General features: G+C 61.1%; 12 protein-coding genes. 3 read left to right on the top strand and 9 right to left on the bottom strand.

Annotated elements, in window-relative coordinates:
- Window positions 1-149: 149 nt before the first annotated feature.
- Window positions 150-1,253, bottom strand: a complete 1,104-nt coding sequence (asd, locus tag BHU62_RS12790; RefSeq protein ID WP_073532354.1) for an aspartate-semialdehyde dehydrogenase — start codon at window positions 1,251-1,253, stop codon at window positions 150-152.
- Between the two features lie 394 nt (window positions 1,254-1,647).
- Here asd and BHU62_RS12785 point away from each other — a divergent pair, with 394 nt between their 5' ends.
- Window positions 1,648-2,241 carry a YhgN family NAAT transporter gene (locus tag BHU62_RS12785; RefSeq protein WP_073532353.1) on the top strand — a complete coding sequence of 198 codons (594 nt, stop codon included), beginning with the start codon at window positions 1,648-1,650 and terminating at the stop codon, window positions 2,239-2,241.
- 30 nt (window positions 2,242-2,271) lie between these two features.
- Here BHU62_RS12785 and gntK read toward each other — a convergent pair whose 3' ends face one another.
- From gntK to BHU62_RS12765, 4 genes are all read right to left on the bottom strand, one after another.
- Window positions 2,272-2,799, bottom strand: a complete 528-nt coding sequence (gntK, locus tag BHU62_RS12780; protein ID WP_073532352.1) for a gluconokinase — start codon at window positions 2,797-2,799, stop codon at window positions 2,272-2,274.
- A gap of 101 nt (window positions 2,800-2,900) precedes the next feature.
- Entirely contained in the window at window positions 2,901-4,217 is a 1,317-nt protein-coding gene (gene gntT, locus BHU62_RS12775; protein ID WP_033636339.1) for a gluconate transporter, read from the bottom strand.
- Window positions 4,218-4,559: 342 nt separating this feature from the next.
- Complete coding sequence (gene gntR / locus BHU62_RS12770) at window positions 4,560-5,555, bottom strand: gluconate operon transcriptional repressor GntR (protein ID WP_073532351.1); 996 nt, start codon at window positions 5,553-5,555, stop codon at window positions 4,560-4,562.
- Between the two features lie 130 nt (window positions 5,556-5,685).
- Window positions 5,686-6,381, bottom strand: a complete 696-nt coding sequence (locus BHU62_RS12765; RefSeq protein ID WP_038873615.1) for a pirin family protein — start codon at window positions 6,379-6,381, stop codon at window positions 5,686-5,688.
- A 388-nt stretch (window positions 6,382-6,769) separates the two neighbouring features.
- Here BHU62_RS12765 and BHU62_RS12760 point away from each other — a divergent pair, with 388 nt between their 5' ends.
- Window positions 6,770-7,285 carry a GNAT family N-acetyltransferase gene (locus BHU62_RS12760; RefSeq protein WP_073532350.1) on the top strand — a complete coding sequence of 172 codons (516 nt, stop codon included), beginning with the start codon at window positions 6,770-6,772 and terminating at the stop codon, window positions 7,283-7,285.
- Window positions 7,278-8,459: a P1 family peptidase gene (locus BHU62_RS12755; protein ID WP_073532349.1), complete on the top strand. Its 1,182-nt coding sequence runs from the start codon at window positions 7,278-7,280 to the stop codon at window positions 8,457-8,459. Before BHU62_RS12760 ends, BHU62_RS12755 begins: the two co-directional genes overlap by 8 nt.
- A 58-nt stretch (window positions 8,460-8,517) precedes the next feature.
- Here the strand turns inward: BHU62_RS12755 and iolE are convergent, their stop codons facing one another.
- From iolE to iolD, 4 genes are read right to left on the bottom strand one after another with little or no spacing between them, the layout of a single operon-like run.
- Window positions 8,518-9,414, bottom strand: coding sequence for a myo-inosose-2 dehydratase (gene iolE / locus BHU62_RS12750; RefSeq protein WP_073532348.1), 897 nt, complete (start codon window positions 9,412-9,414; stop codon window positions 8,518-8,520).
- Between the two features lie 59 nt (window positions 9,415-9,473).
- Complete coding sequence (locus tag BHU62_RS12745; protein WP_073532347.1) at window positions 9,474-10,358, bottom strand: sugar phosphate isomerase/epimerase family protein; 885 nt, start codon at window positions 10,356-10,358, stop codon at window positions 9,474-9,476.
- 39 nt (window positions 10,359-10,397) lie between these two features.
- The gene (locus BHU62_RS12740) at window positions 10,398-11,411 is read right to left on the bottom strand and encodes a Gfo/Idh/MocA family protein (protein WP_073532346.1); all 1,014 of its coding nucleotides are present in this window, start codon (window positions 11,409-11,411) and stop codon (window positions 10,398-10,400) included.
- Between the two features lie 42 nt (window positions 11,412-11,453).
- On the bottom strand, window positions 11,454-13,394 hold the full coding sequence (iolD, locus tag BHU62_RS12735; protein WP_073532345.1) for a 3D-(3,5/4)-trihydroxycyclohexane-1,2-dione acylhydrolase (decyclizing): 1,941 nt from the start codon (window positions 13,392-13,394) through the stop codon (window positions 11,454-11,456).
- Window positions 13,395-13,747 lie beyond the last annotated feature (353 nt).

Here is a 13,747-nt window from a genome sequence, read left to right as displayed (position 1 = left end):
GCCTGCGGCGGCCGACGAGGGAATATGCGGGATACAGCCCATTGAAGCGGGGCTTGCGGTGACGTTGCCCGGCGCAGAGCGCGGCGAACAAAAAAGCGGAAAATGAGGCGTTAGGGGGCTGAAAACAGCCAGCCCCCGGGAAGTACAGGTTACAGCAGGATGCGCAGCATGCGGCGCAGCGGTTCGGCCGCGCCCCACAGCAGCTGGTCACCCACGGTGAACGCCGACAGGTACTCCGGCCCCATATTCAGCTTGCGCAGACGGCCAACCGGCGTATTCAGCGTGCCGGTGACCGCAGCAGGCGTCAGTTCGCGCATGGTCAGCTCGCGATCGTTCGGGATCACGCGCACCCAGTCGTTGTGCGTCGCCAGTATCTGCTCGATTTCCGGCAGCGACACGTCTTTTTTCAGTTTCAGGGTGAACGCCTGGCTGTGGCAGCGCAGCGCGCCGACGCGCACGCACAGGCCATCGACCGGGATCACGCTGCCGGTGTTCAGAATCTTGTTGGTTTCCGCCTGGCCCTTCCACTCTTCGCGGCTTTGGCCGTTGTCGAGCTGCTTGTCGATCCACGGGATCAGGCTGCCGGCCAGCGGCACGCCGAAGTTGTCGGTCGGCAGTTTGCCGCTGCGGGTGGCCTCGGTCACCTTGCGTTCGATATCCAGAATGGCGGAAGCCGGGTCCTGCAGCTCTTTCGCCACGTCGGCGTGCAGCATGCCCATTTGGGTCAGCAGTTCGCGCATGTGGCGCGCGCCGCCGCCGGAGGCCGCCTGGTAGGTGGCGACCGACGCCCACTCAACCAGATCGTTGGCGAATAGGCCGCCGAGCGACATCAACATCAGGCTGACGGTGCAGTTGCCGCCGACGAAGGTTTTGATGCCTTTGTCCAGGCCTTGCTGAATCACCGCGTGGTTGACCGGATCCAGGATAATGATGGCGTCGTCCTGCATGCGCAGCGAAGAGGCCGCGTCAATCCAGTAGCCCTGCCAACCGCTGGCGCGCAGCTTAGGATAAACTTCGTTGGTATAATCGCCGCCCTGACAGGTAATAATGATATCGAGCGCGCTCAATGCGTCGACGTCATATGCATCCTGCAGCGTGCCCTGCTGGCCGCCGAAGGCCGGCGCGGCGGAACCGTGCTGCGAGGTGGAGAAAAAGACCGGGCGAATGGCGTCGAAATCGCGCTCTTCCGTCATGCGTTGCATGAGAACCGAGCCGACCATTCCGCGCCAACCGATGAAACCAACGTTTTTCATAATATCTGTGTCCCGCCCGGATAAGGGCTATGTAGGTGATAACGAGTTGTGTGCAATATCTCCTCACCTTACAAAATGTCGGCGCGGGCGCAAAGTGAATTTATTCGATGGCTGAGGATTTCTCAGCAATCCTTCTTATATACCCGTCGTCTTTCAAACTGCAGCGTTGTTACCTGCACGTAGTTACGTGGCCCATCCGTGGGCCACGCCCCAAGGGGCCGCTGCGAGCAGCGTTCAAATCTGCTCCCGGCAGATTTGTCATACCCCAGTCACTTACTTGAGTAAGCTCCTGGGGATGCGATCGCTGGGCGCCTAGCTGCAATTTGAAATCCATAGGGTATAGGCAAGGACGCGGCCGGAAAGGCCGAGGCGTTTTCCCGATCACGAGGTCACCATGACAGAGATGATTTCCGCTACGGTATTGCTGTTTTTAATTATGGATCCGCTGGGCAACCTGCCGATTTTCATGTCGGTGCTCAAACACCTGGAACCGCGCCGCCGCCGGGTGGTGCTGATCCGCGAGCTGCTGATCGCCCTGCTGCTGATGCTGATCTTCCTGTTCGCCGGCGAGAAAATTCTGGCGTTCCTCAACCTGCGCACCGAAACCGTCTCCATTTCCGGCGGCATCATCCTGTTTCTTATTGCCATCAAGATGATTTTCCCGTCTCAGGAGGGGAACAGCTCGGGGCTGTCCGCCGGCGAGGAGCCGTTCCTGGTACCGCTGGCGATCCCGCTGGTGGCCGGGCCGTCGATTCTGGCGGCGCTGATGCTGCTGTCGCACCAGTATCCGCGCCAGCTGCCCCACCTGGTGGCGGCGCTGTTGATCGCCTGGGGCCTCTCCGCGGCCATTTTGCTGATGTCGAACCTGTTCCTGCGCCTGCTGGGCAACAAAGGCGTCAGCGCGCTGGAGCGGTTGATGGGGTTGATTCTGGTGATGCTGTCGACCCAGATGTTCCTGGACGGCGTGCGGGCTTACATGAAGCTGTAGGCGCCTGACGGCGCCGACGACGGCCCGCGCTTAGCGGGCGGTGATGCGGTTGATGCAGGCGAGCGTATCGGCGACCACGCCGTCCAGCGGCTGATTGATGTCGATCGCTTGCACATCAGGCTCCTGCTCACCCGGCTCTTCCAGCGTGGCGAACTGTGAAACCAGCATCTGCGGTTTGAAGAAGTGGCCCTTGCGCTGCTTCAGCCGTTCCTCAATCACCGCCTTATCCCCTTTCAGGTAGAGGAAATGCAGGTTGCGATTGCCTTCGCGCAGGCGATCGCGATAGCTTTTTTTCAGCGCCGAGCACACCAGCAGCGACACGGCGTTGGTGCGCTGCATGGCGAAGATGGCGTCATTGAGCGCGGCCAGCCACGGCGCGCGATCGTTATCGTCCAACGCGTGCCCGGCGGCCATCTTGTTGATGTTGGCGCGCGGATGCAGGTAATCGCCGTCCAGCATGGCGGCGTCGGCTTCACGGGCGACGGCGCTGGCCACGGCGGATTTACCGCTGCCGGACACCCCCATCAGGATAAATACGTGATTCTGCGGATTGCTCATTGTGTCATGCCCTTATGGGAACTGGCGCGAACGCGCCAAATACGTCCCAACTGATAAAGATATTCTGGAACGCCGACGCCCCGCAGGGCGTCGGATAAAGATTATACGACCGTCGCCAGCAGCAGACAGCCCACCAGGCCGCACACCGAGATGATGGTTTCCAGCACCGACCAGGATTTGATGGTTTCCATGATGCTCAGGTTGAAGTACTCCTTGAACAACCAGAAGCCCGGATCGTTAACGTGCGAGAAGATAACGCTGCCGGAACCGACCGCGATCACCATCAACTCGGGGCTGACGCCGGTGGTGGCGATCAGCGGCGCCACGATGCCGCCGGCGGTGATTGCCGCCACGGTGGCGGAACCCAGCGCCAGACGCAGCGCGGCGGCGATCGACCAGGCCATCAGAATCGGCGAAACGTTGCTGCCTTCCATCAGGCCGGCGATGTACTGCTCGACGCCGCTGTCCACCAGCACCTGTTTGAAGGCGCCGCCGCCGCCGATGATCAACAGCATCATGGCGATGATTTTAATCGAGTCGGTGATGGTGCCCATCACTTCATCCATGGTGCGGCCGCGGTTCAGGCCGAAGGTGAAGATGGCGATCAGCACGGCGATCAGGGTCGCCATGACCGGGTCGCCGAAGAACTCGGCGAAGCGCAGCAGGCTGTGGCCCTTCGGCAGCACCATTTCAGCGACCGCACGCAGTGCCATCAGGATCACCGGCACCAGCGACGTGGCGACGCTGACGCCAAAGCTCGGCATCTCCGCTTCGGTAAAGGTTTTCGGGTTGTACAGGCCTTCCGGCACCGGCTTGTCGATGCCTTTCAGGAAACGGGCGTAGACCGGGCCGGCCAGGATCACCGTCGGGATCGCCAGCAGCGTGCCGTACAGCAGGGTTTTACCCATGTCGGCGTGGAAGATGGTGGCGATGGCCGTCGGGCCCGGGTGCGGCGGCAGGAAGCCGTGAGTCACCGACAGCGCGGCGGCCATCGGCACGCCGACGTACAGCAGCGGAATGCGTGCGGAGGCGGCGATGGTGAACACCAGCGGCAGCAGCAGCACAAAACCGACTTCATAGAACAGCGCGAAGCCGACGGTGAAACCGGTCAGCACCACCGCCCACTGAATGTGTTTTCTGCCGAATTTATCGATCAGCGTGGTGGCGATGCGCTGCGCGCCGCCGCAGTCCGCCAGCAGCTTGCCGAGCATGGCGCCGAAGCCCATGATCAGCGCCAGGCTGCCCAGCGTACCGCCCACACCGGCCTTGATGGAACCGATGACCTTATCGACCGGCATACCCTGCGCGATCCCGACCGCCAGAGCAACCAGAACCAGAGAGATAAAGCCGTTCAGCTTGAAGCGGATCATCAGCAGCAGCAGCAGCGCTACGCCGCCTGCAACAATCACTAATGGCATAATTTTTCTCCAACCTTTTATCGCGACTCTCTTTACAATAGGCGTAAAGCGTGCGGTTGTTTTATTTTTAGGCTCTTTCCCGGTGTCGATCAGAAGAGCTGTAGGTGTTGTTGAGTCAGAGGTTCAGTCTTGCAGCAAGATGACCGCACACTCGTTGTTACCGGTATCATGATACCGGTAACAGAATAAGCACCGGAACCGGGTAAGCGGCCAAAATTCGCGTTCTGGGACAGAGATCAAACTTATGCCGGCAACGAGTGGCGGGCTTACAGACGGGATAAAAAGCGCGCTCGACGGCGCGCTTCAAAAAGAAAGAGTGTTAAAACATAACGTTAAAATGGCTCAGATGCTGCCGCCGGGGATCACGGTGAAACCGACGTCCACCATGCGCGGGCAAACCGTTTCGCCGCGCAGCCGGGCCAGTAGACGCTCGGCGCCGATCTGCCCCATGCGTTCGCGCGGCGTCAACACGCTGGCCAGCTTCGGCACCATCACCTGGCCAATGTCATGGCCGTGGAAACCGGCGATCGCCATCTCCTGCGGGATCGACAACCCCTGCCGCTGGCACTCGAAGGCCGCGCCGATCGCCAGGTCATCGTTGGTGCAGAAGATACTGTCGATCTGCGGGTAGTCGCGCTGCGCCTGGCGCAGCAGCTCGCCGCCGGCGGAATAGGAGGAGGAGCGCGCGGTCATGATGCTGTACGGCTCCAGGCCGGATTCGCGCATCGCCTGCTCATACCCCTGCTGCTTGATGAGGGTACGCTCATCCTGACGGGCGCCGAAATAGACCACGTGACGGTGGCCGTGCGCGATGATCTGCTGGGTCATCTGGCGCGCCGCCTCGAAGTTGTTGAAGCCCACCGCCAGATCGATGCACGGCGAGACGCAGTCCATCAGCTCCACCACCGGAATGCCCGCCACCTCGATCATTTTCAGGGTGCGCGGCGTGTGGTGGCGTTCGGACAGGATCAGCCCGTCGATATTGTAAGAAAGCAGTGAGGTCAAGCGCTCTTCTTCACGCTCCGGCAGGTAACCGTAGTGCGCCAGCATGGTCTGGTAGTTGTGCGCGTCGGTCACGCTTTCGATGCCGCGCAGCACTTCGGCGAACACCTGGTTGGTCAGCGACGGCAACAGCACGCCAATCGCCCGGCTGGTGGCGTTGGAGAGAATGTCCGGCGCGCGGTTGGGAATGTAACCCAGCTCATCCAGCGCGACGGCGATTTTTTGCTGCAGGGCGGCGGAAACCTGGTCGGGATTGCGCAGATAACGGCTCACCGTCATCTTGGTCACGCCCACCTTGTCCGCCACATCCTGGAGTACCGGCCGTTTTTTCTTCATTATCAATGAACTGACTAACCGTGAATGGGCAGTCATTTTAGCAAAAAAAACGGCGGGCCGATATTGTCGGTTATGCGATGGCCAACGCAAAAAAGGCTCACACCGTGAGCCTTTGATATTTACCGCTTAATCACACCGGCGGCAGATCGAACAGCAGGATTTCGCTCTCTTCGTCGGCCTGAATCGTCAGCGCCGATTCATCCCATACAGCGAACGCGTCGCTGATGCCGGCGGCCTGGCCGTTGACCGATACCTTGCCGCGCACCACCTGGATCCAAATGCGACGGCCGGCGGCGATCGGGTATTCTCCCTGCTCACCTTTATTCAGCGCCCAGCGCGACAGCGTCATGTCCTGGAACACCTTCAGCGATCCGTCACGCGCATCCGGCGACAGCACCAGCTGGCGGCCCTGCGGCGCGTCAAACATACGCTGTTCATAGCGCGGTTCCAGCCCGACCTGATCCGGAATGATCCAAATCTGGTACAGGTGCAACGGACGATCCTGATTGGCGTTGTACTCGGAGTGACGTACCCCGGTGCCCGCACTCATGATCTGGAATTCGCCGGCCTGGATCTGCTCCTTGTTGCCCATGCTGTCCTGGTGTTCCACCGTGCCGCTCAGCACGTAGGTCAGAATTTCCATGTCTTTATGCGGGTGAGTGCCAAAACCCTGCCCTGCGTCGATCACGTCTTCGTTGATCACCCGCAGCGCCGAGAACCCCATAAAGTTCGGATCGTAGTAGTCGGCAAATGAGAAGGTGTGCCAGCTATCCAGCCAGCCATGATTGGCGTGGCCGCGGTCTTCCGCTTTACGTACATAAATCATATTCAACTCTCCTCAATGTTTTTTAACAGTCTAGTCCTGCCGGCAGAATAAGAAAGCGTAAAAAACTCATGCCTCTGTTCAAAAATTTCGATGAAATGAAACGGCGGATGGGCAACGGATTTGTTGAAGGCGGAAGCGGCTGAAAAAAGGCAAAAAAAAGCCAGCACCCGAGCTGGCTAAGTAAACACTGGAAGCAATGTGAGCAATGTCGTGCCTTCGCAGCGAGAGTATCAAGGGTTGATACCCTCCCCGGAACGCATCGCAATAATAATCATTATCATTCGCGTCTGTAAAGCGTTTTTTTTGACCCGTTGAAATAATATTGACTCGATACAGTAAACGGATAAATTCAGAGGTTATTCAACCGGTAAGCAACAGGAGCAGCAATATGAGCGAGATTGTGATACGCCACGTGGAAACAACGGATGCGCAGGCCCTGCATCATCTTTATTCTCAGGCGCCCGTCTACCGCGACACGTTGCAGCTCCCGCTACCGTCCGTCGAGTTCTGGCAGAAACGCCTCGCCAATCCTGAACCGGGCACGCACAACCTGGCGGCCATCATCGACGGGCAGCTTGCCGGCCAGTTGGTCGTGATGCTGAATCAGCGCGTACGCCGCCGCCACGTGGCCACCTTCGGCATCGGCGTCGATCCGCGCTACCACGGCAAAGGCGTCGGCAGCCGCCTGATGCAGGCGATGATCGACCTGTGCGACAACTGGGCAGCCATTGAGCGCATCGAACTGACGGTGTTCACCGACAACCCGGCGGCCATCGCGCTATACCGCAAATTCGGTTTCGAGATAGAAGGTACCAGCCGCGCCTACGCCATGCGCGATGGCGTGCTGGTCGACGCCTACCATATGGCGCGTTTGCGCTCCGGGCAGCCGCACGGCGATGCGTGATAGTACCCACCCACAGGGGCCGCTGCGCCGGCCCCTGTGCATCAACCGCCGAACCTTTTTACAAGCGCTGGCCGGCCTGACCGCCGCCGTCGGCATATTCTCTCCACTCACCCCATTAGGTGCCACTATGCCAACTTCCGCCGCCGGGCGCCCAGGCGCCCGCAACCTGATTACCGACGTACCGGGCCTGAAGGTCGGCGTGGCGCAGGACAGCCGGGTGCGCACCGGCGCAACGGTGATCCTGCCGGACAACCCGGCGATCGCCGCCGTAGACGCGCGCGGCGGTGGCCCCGCCACCCGGGAAACCGATGCGCTGGGTGAAGACAATTTGGTACAGACCGTCGATGCACTGACGTTCAGCGGCGGTTCGGTTTACGGCCTGGCGGCGGCGGATGGTGTCGCAGCCTGGCTGGGACAACAGGGCAGAGGCTACGCGCTGCGCCCGGCGCCCGGCGTACCGGTCTCTCCTATCGTGCCCACCGCCTGCCTGTACGATCTGGCCAACGGCGGCGACAAAAACTGGCAACTCACGCCGCCGTATCGCCAGCTGGGCATCGACGCAGTCGGCAACGCCGGATTGGACTTCCCGCTGGGCACCGTCGGCGCCGGCTACGGCGCCATGACCGGCATGGGCAAGCTGAAAGGCGGCCTCGGCTCGGCGTCGATCGTCGCCGCCAATGGCGCTACCGTCGGTGCGCTGGTAGCGGTCAACAGTCTGGGCTCGGTGGTGGCACCCGGCACCCGCGCCTTCTGGGCGACGCCCTATGAAATTGACGGTGAATTCGGCAACGGCGGCGCGGCAGCGCTAGCGCAACTGCGCGCCCAGGGCGAAGACTGGATGGAACAAGAGCCGCAGGGCGGCAGAAAGAACACCACCCTGGCCTGCATCGCCACCGATCTGGCGCTGACGCGGGTGGAGTTGAAACGGGTGGCCATCATGGTGCAAGACGGCATGGCGCGCGCTATTCGCCCACTGCACAGCCCGTTTGACGGCGACGTGGTATTCGCCCTGTCCACCGGGCAGCGCGAGGTGCAGGGCAGCCGCGAACTGGCGGTGCTGCAAATCGGCGCGCTGGCGGCGGACACCCTGGCCAGGGCGATCGCCCGCGGCGTGCATGCCGCCACGCCGTGGCCCGGCAGCCAAGTCGTAACCTGGCAAACGCTCGGCGGCTAAAGCGCCGCCATCAAAAAAGGGGCGCTAGCGCCCCTTAATCTTTATTAACCCCTATCGCTTAAATGCCGGCGGTTTCCCGAATATAACGGCGCGCTTTCACCGCATACTCGAACGGGTTGGCCAGCGCCGGATCCTGCTCGGCCTCCACCACCATCCATCCTTTGTAACCGCGCTCGTCCAACAGCTTGAATACCGGTTTGAAGTCGATCACGCCATCACCCGGCACGGTGAAGGTGCCCTTCTTCACGCCGTCGAGGAAGCTCAGCTTATTGGCCTTCACTTCCGCCACCACCTCATCGCGCACATCCTTCAGGTGGACGTGGTTGATGCGCGGCAGATACTTCTCCAGGATCGCCATCATTGCCTGCTGGCTGCCTTCCGAATAGTAGGCGTGGCCGGTATCGAACAGCAGATAGACGTCGTCGTTGACCATGCTCATGTAGCGATCGATTTCGGCCGTGGTCTGAATACCGGTGCCCATGTGGTGGTGCAGACACACCTGCATGCCCTTGCCGGCGGCAATCTTCGCCAACGCGTTGTAACCGTCGGCCACTCGCTGCCACTCTTCATCGCTGAAGTACGGCTTCTCTTCGAACACCCCTTTCGTGGTGCCTTGAATGCTCTTGCTCTGTTCGGAGCAGCCGATCACCCTGGCGCCCATGGCATGCAGGAAATTCATGTGGTTGATAAATTCATCGATGGTTTTGTCTTTCTGACCGTCGGCGAAAAAGGTGCTGAACCAGGCGTTGCAGATCTGGATGCCGCGAATATCCAGCATCGGTTTCAGCACCGCCGGATCGCGCGGGTATTTGCTACCCACTTCGCTGCCGGTGAAGCCGGCCAGCGCCATTTCGCTGACGCACTGCTGGAAGGTGTTTTCCTTGCCCAGCTCGGGCATGTCGTCGTTGGTCCAGCCGATCGGCGCGATGGCCAATTTCACGTTGTCTTTATTCATGGTTTGCCTCGGTCCTTGGAGGGCCGCCGGTGCAAACGCCGCCGGCGAGCCGAATAAGATTATTTGCCCAACAGCTCTCTCTCGATGCGTTCTCTGGTCGCCACCGCCTGGCTCGGCATCTTTTCCGGGTAGCCGAACAGCGAGGTGCAGATGATCGATTCGCCGCCGATCTTGAAGCTGCGGTTGGCGAACGCCATGTCGCGCAGCGTCTGGAACAGGGCGTCGAAATTCACCTCGCCTTCGCCGATGCCGACGTGCTGGTGCACCGCCGCGTCAACGCCCGGCGGGTTGACGATATAGCGGCAATGCTTGGTGTGATTCATGGTGTCGGCGACCAGCACGTGGGAAAGATCGTCCCCGGCGTACTGCAGCATGCCGGCCACATCGCCCTGCCCCTTGTCGTAGTAGAAGGTGTGCGGCACGCTGTAGAGGTATTTGACGTGGTCGCTGCGCAGCGATTTCACCAGATCGGCGGTTTCGTTGCTCAGCTCGCAGAAATCCCACGGATGCGACTGGATTTCCAGACGGATGCCTTCGCGTTCGACGATCGGCAGCAGCTCCTCCATCGAGCGATACCACAGCTCCTCGCAGATCTCCGGTTCGTTAGGGTTGCCCGCCAGTTCGGTGTTGATCACCTGCACGCCCATCTCCACCGCGATTTCGATCATCCGCCGCCAGTTTTTGACCGCCGCCTGGCGGCGATCTTCCCCCGGCCCGGACCAGCGATACACCACGATGAACGAGGAGATCTCCACGCCGGTCGCTTTCAGGGCGTTTTTATACTCCGCCATGATTTCGCGGCTGGCCTTCGGATGCTTGTAAAACGGGTTGATCTGCGGGTGCGGCGACTGCTCGATGTATTTGTAGCCCCAGTCCGCCACCTGCTGCACCATTTTGGTGACGCCCAAATCCCGTATAACGTCGACATCAAAAGCGATCTTCATGGTCACTCCTCTGCAATCGTGGTTACGTGCTGCGAGCGGTTATTTGCCGTAAAACGCCGGGCGCGCCGGTAGGGTCACCGGCACGATTTCGCCGCTGAGCTGGGCCGCCACGCAGGCGTCGGCGGTCACCGCAGCGGCGTAGCCGTCCCAGGCGGAAGGCCCGGTCAGCTTGCCTGCCGCCACGTCGTTGATGAAGCCCTGCAGCTCGACGTCATAGGCGTCGATAAAGCGATCCTTCCAGTCGGTCAGGATTTCGGTCGACAGGCGGGCGCCGCTGCGCATCTGCACCGAGGACGGCTCCGGCAGTTTGGCGATGCCGGTTTCCCCCACCACTTCACACTGAATGTCGTAGCCGTACTGGCAGTTGACGAAAATTTCGACGTCGATGCGCGTGCCTTTGGCGGTTTCAAACAGCACAATCTGCGGATCTTTCAGGTGTGGGAACGCCTTCGGACTCTTACGCGGGAACACCACCTGCACCGACACATAGTCATCGTCGAGCAACCAGCGCAGCACGTCGATTTCGTGGATCAGGGTGTCGGTGATCGCCATATCGGTGGTGTAGGCCTCGCCGACCGTCGGGTTGCGGTGTGCGCAATGCAGCATCAGCGGTTCACCGATCTGGCCGCTGGTCAGCACCTGTTTCAGCGCGCGATAGCCCTGGTCGTAGGGGCGCATAAAGCCGACCTGCACCAGCCGCTTGCCGTGCTTCGCTTCGGCGTCAACGATGTTTTTGCAGCCCTGTGCAGTCACCGCCAGCGGTTTCTCGCAGAACACCGGTTTGCCGGCGGCGATGGCCGCCAACACGAACTCTTCGTGGCTCGGCCCCCAGGAGGTGACCAGCACCGCCTGCACGTCGGCGGCCTTGATCAGATCGTGGCCGCTGTCATACACCCGCGCATCCAGCTGCAGATCGCTCACCACCTTGGCGGCGCTGTCGCGGTTGATGTCGTTCACCGCCACCACGCGGGCGCCCTGCAACACCTTGCTGCAGCGACGGATATGATCGCGGCCGATGGCGCCGGTACCGATAACCCCAATGTTCAATGTCATTTTCGCTACCCTCTGGAAAGTGTGTCTGTGTTCGAAAACGAATCAGTAATCGCGCGCTTTATCGATGTTTTCCTGCAGCTTGCGCGCCACTGCGACGATTTTCTCGCTGTCGGCCACCTGAGCGCCGCCCACGCGCCACCAGCTGAGATATTTGTGCACCATGGTCTTCGGCAGCACCTTGATGTCCAGCAGCGTGGACACGGTTTGCCTGCGGGCGTCGGCCAGCGCGTCGAGCAGCTGCTGCTCGGTAGTAACACGATAGGTTTTACAGCCGTAAGCCGCCGCCAGCATGGCGAAATCGACCGGTACCAGCTTGCCGTCGAGCTTGCCACCCTGTGGATTGCGGAAGCGGAATTCGGTGGTGTAGCTGTCCATGCCGTGTTCCATCTGCAGGTTGTTGATGCAACCGTTGGTCATGTTGTCGAACAGCACCACGTTGATCTTGCAGCCTTCCTGGATCGAGGTGACCAGTTCGGAATGCAGCATCATGAAGGCGCCGTCGCCCACCATCGCGTACACCTCGCGCTGCGGCTCGGCCAGCTTGACCCCCAGCGCGGCGTTGACCTCGTACCCCATGCAGGAGTAGCCGTACTCCACGTGGTAACCGTGCTCACCGTGGTTGTGCCACACCCGCTGCAAGTCACCCGGCAGGCTGCCGGCGGCAGCGACGATCACGCTGTCCGGCGGCAGCTCGCGGTTCAGCACCCCCAGCACCCGGCTCTGGGTCATCGCGGAATCGGTCTGGGCGATAAATTCGGCGAACACCCGCTCGCGGTCGAGGTGATCGTCTATCTCCGGCACAAAGCCTTCGCCGCCGTATTCCACCGCGTAAACCCGCGCGGTCTCGTCACGCTGCGCGCTGCGCGCCGCGGCGATGGCGTCGCCCCAGCCGGCGCGGTAATCGGCCTGCGCCAGCCCTGCGCCCAGTTCGCTCAGGGCTTCGCGGGCGTCCGCCAGCACCTGCACGCCGTCGAGCTTGCCGGCGTCAAAGGCGCTGACATTGATATTGAGGAAGCTGACGTCCGGGTGTTGGAACAGCCATTTGGATGAGGTGGTGAAATCGGTGTAACGGGTGCCGACGCCGATCACCAGATCGGCCTGCCGGGCCAACGTGTTGGCCGCCAGGCAGCCGGTTTCGCCGATACCACCGAGGTTAAATTCATGGTCGCTCGGCACCGTGCCTTTGCCGGCCTGGGTTTCGGCAAACGGAATGCCGAAGCGCTCGGCGAATTCGCGCAGCGCCCGCCCAGCCTGCGAGTACTTCACGCCGCCGCCGCACACCAGCAGCGGTTTGCGCTTGGCGGTCAGCAGCGCCAGCGCGTCCGCCAACATGCCGTCGGTCGCCGGGCGGCGATCGAGCCGGTGCACGCGTTTTTGGAAGAAGTAGTCGGGATAGTCGTAGGCTTCACCCTGCACGTCCTGCGGCAGGCACAGCGTCACCGCGCCGGTTTCCGCCGGATCGGTCAGCACGCGCATCGCATTGACGCAGGCGCTCATCAACTGTTCCGGCCGCACGATGCGGTCCCAGTATTTGCTCACCGCGCGGAACGCATCGTTGGTGCTGATGCTGAGATCGTAAGACTGCTCGATTTGCTGCAGCACCGGATCCGGCTGGCGGGAGGCGTAAACGTCGCCCGGCAGCAGCAATAAAGGGATGCGGTTGGCGGTGGCGGTGGCCGCGGCGGTGATCATATTGGCGGCGCCGGGGCCGACCGATGAGGTGCAGGCGTAGATCTGCCGGCGCAGCTTCTGTTTGGCGAAGCCGATCGCCGCGTGGGCCATCCCCTGCTCGTTGCGGCCCTGATGCACCCGCAGCTCGCCGCTATCCTGTTCCAGCGCTTGCCCCAGCCCCAGCACGTTGCCGTGGCCGAAAATCGCGAAAATGCCCGCGACGAATTTGGTTTCCACCCCGTCGGCCAGCAGATACTGGTTATCGAGAAATCTGACGAGCGCCTGCGCCATGGTTAGCCTGATCTTGCCCATTTACTCACCCTTTAGATTGAGGGCCGCCCCGGAAAGGTCGCGCCGAGCCGACAATCCCGTGTTTGTGTTACGCGGCGGCAGCTATTATCTTGAGCAGGCGATGCCCGCTGCTCACGAAGTCGACAACCTGAAACGTGAAGCGATTATAAACAAATATATTTTTCATAAAATCACATTACAGAAGAAACATTTCATTTTGCGATAAAGATCGCATATTACATGAAAAGCCCGTTTCATCTCGTGGATTAGCCTTCACTGACTCAGCGCCACGCACCCGCCGGTGAACGCCTCCGACACGCGGGGCGACCGCTCTTTCTCCTGCCCAACGCCCCTTTTCTGCACGCGCCTGGCCG

This window comes from Serratia marcescens (genome assembly GCF_001902635.1).
GTDB lineage: Bacteria > Pseudomonadota > Gammaproteobacteria > Enterobacterales > Enterobacteriaceae > Serratia > Serratia marcescens_F.
This window is presented reverse-complemented; position numbering and strand designations above follow the sequence as displayed.

What these genes read in the sequence shown, in the direction of transcription:
- asd (WP_073532354.1), bottom strand. Translation starts at nt 1,253, where the DNA reads ATGAAAAACGTTGGTTTCATCGGTTGGCGCGGAATGGTCGGCTCGGTT.
- BHU62_RS12785 (WP_073532353.1), top strand. Translation starts at nt 1,648, where the DNA reads ATGACAGAGATGATTTCCGCTACGGTATTGCTGTTTTTAATTATGGAT.
- gntK (WP_073532352.1), bottom strand. Translation starts at nt 2,799, where the DNA reads ATGAGCAATCCGCAGAATCACGTATTTATCCTGATGGGGGTGTCCGGC.
- gntT (WP_033636339.1), bottom strand. Translation starts at nt 4,217, where the DNA reads ATGCCATTAGTGATTGTTGCAGGCGGCGTAGCGCTGCTGCTGCTGCTG.
- gntR (WP_073532351.1), bottom strand. Translation starts at nt 5,555, where the DNA reads ATGAAGAAAAAACGGCCGGTACTCCAGGATGTGGCGGACAAGGTGGGC.
- BHU62_RS12765 (WP_038873615.1), bottom strand. Translation starts at nt 6,381, where the DNA reads ATGATTTATGTACGTAAAGCGGAAGACCGCGGCCACGCCAATCATGGC.
- BHU62_RS12760 (WP_073532350.1), top strand. Translation starts at nt 6,770, where the DNA reads ATGAGCGAGATTGTGATACGCCACGTGGAAACAACGGATGCGCAGGCC.
- BHU62_RS12755 (WP_073532349.1), top strand. Translation starts at nt 7,278, where the DNA reads ATGCGTGATAGTACCCACCCACAGGGGCCGCTGCGCCGGCCCCTGTGC.
- iolE (WP_073532348.1), bottom strand. Translation starts at nt 9,414, where the DNA reads ATGAATAAAGACAACGTGAAATTGGCCATCGCGCCGATCGGCTGGACC.
- BHU62_RS12745 (WP_073532347.1), bottom strand. Translation starts at nt 10,358, where the DNA reads ATGAAGATCGCTTTTGATGTCGACGTTATACGGGATTTGGGCGTCACC.
- BHU62_RS12740 (WP_073532346.1), bottom strand. Translation starts at nt 11,411, where the DNA reads ATGACATTGAACATTGGGGTTATCGGTACCGGCGCCATCGGCCGCGAT.
- iolD (WP_073532345.1), bottom strand. Translation starts at nt 13,394, where the DNA reads ATGGGCAAGATCAGGCTAACCATGGCGCAGGCGCTCGTCAGATTTCTC.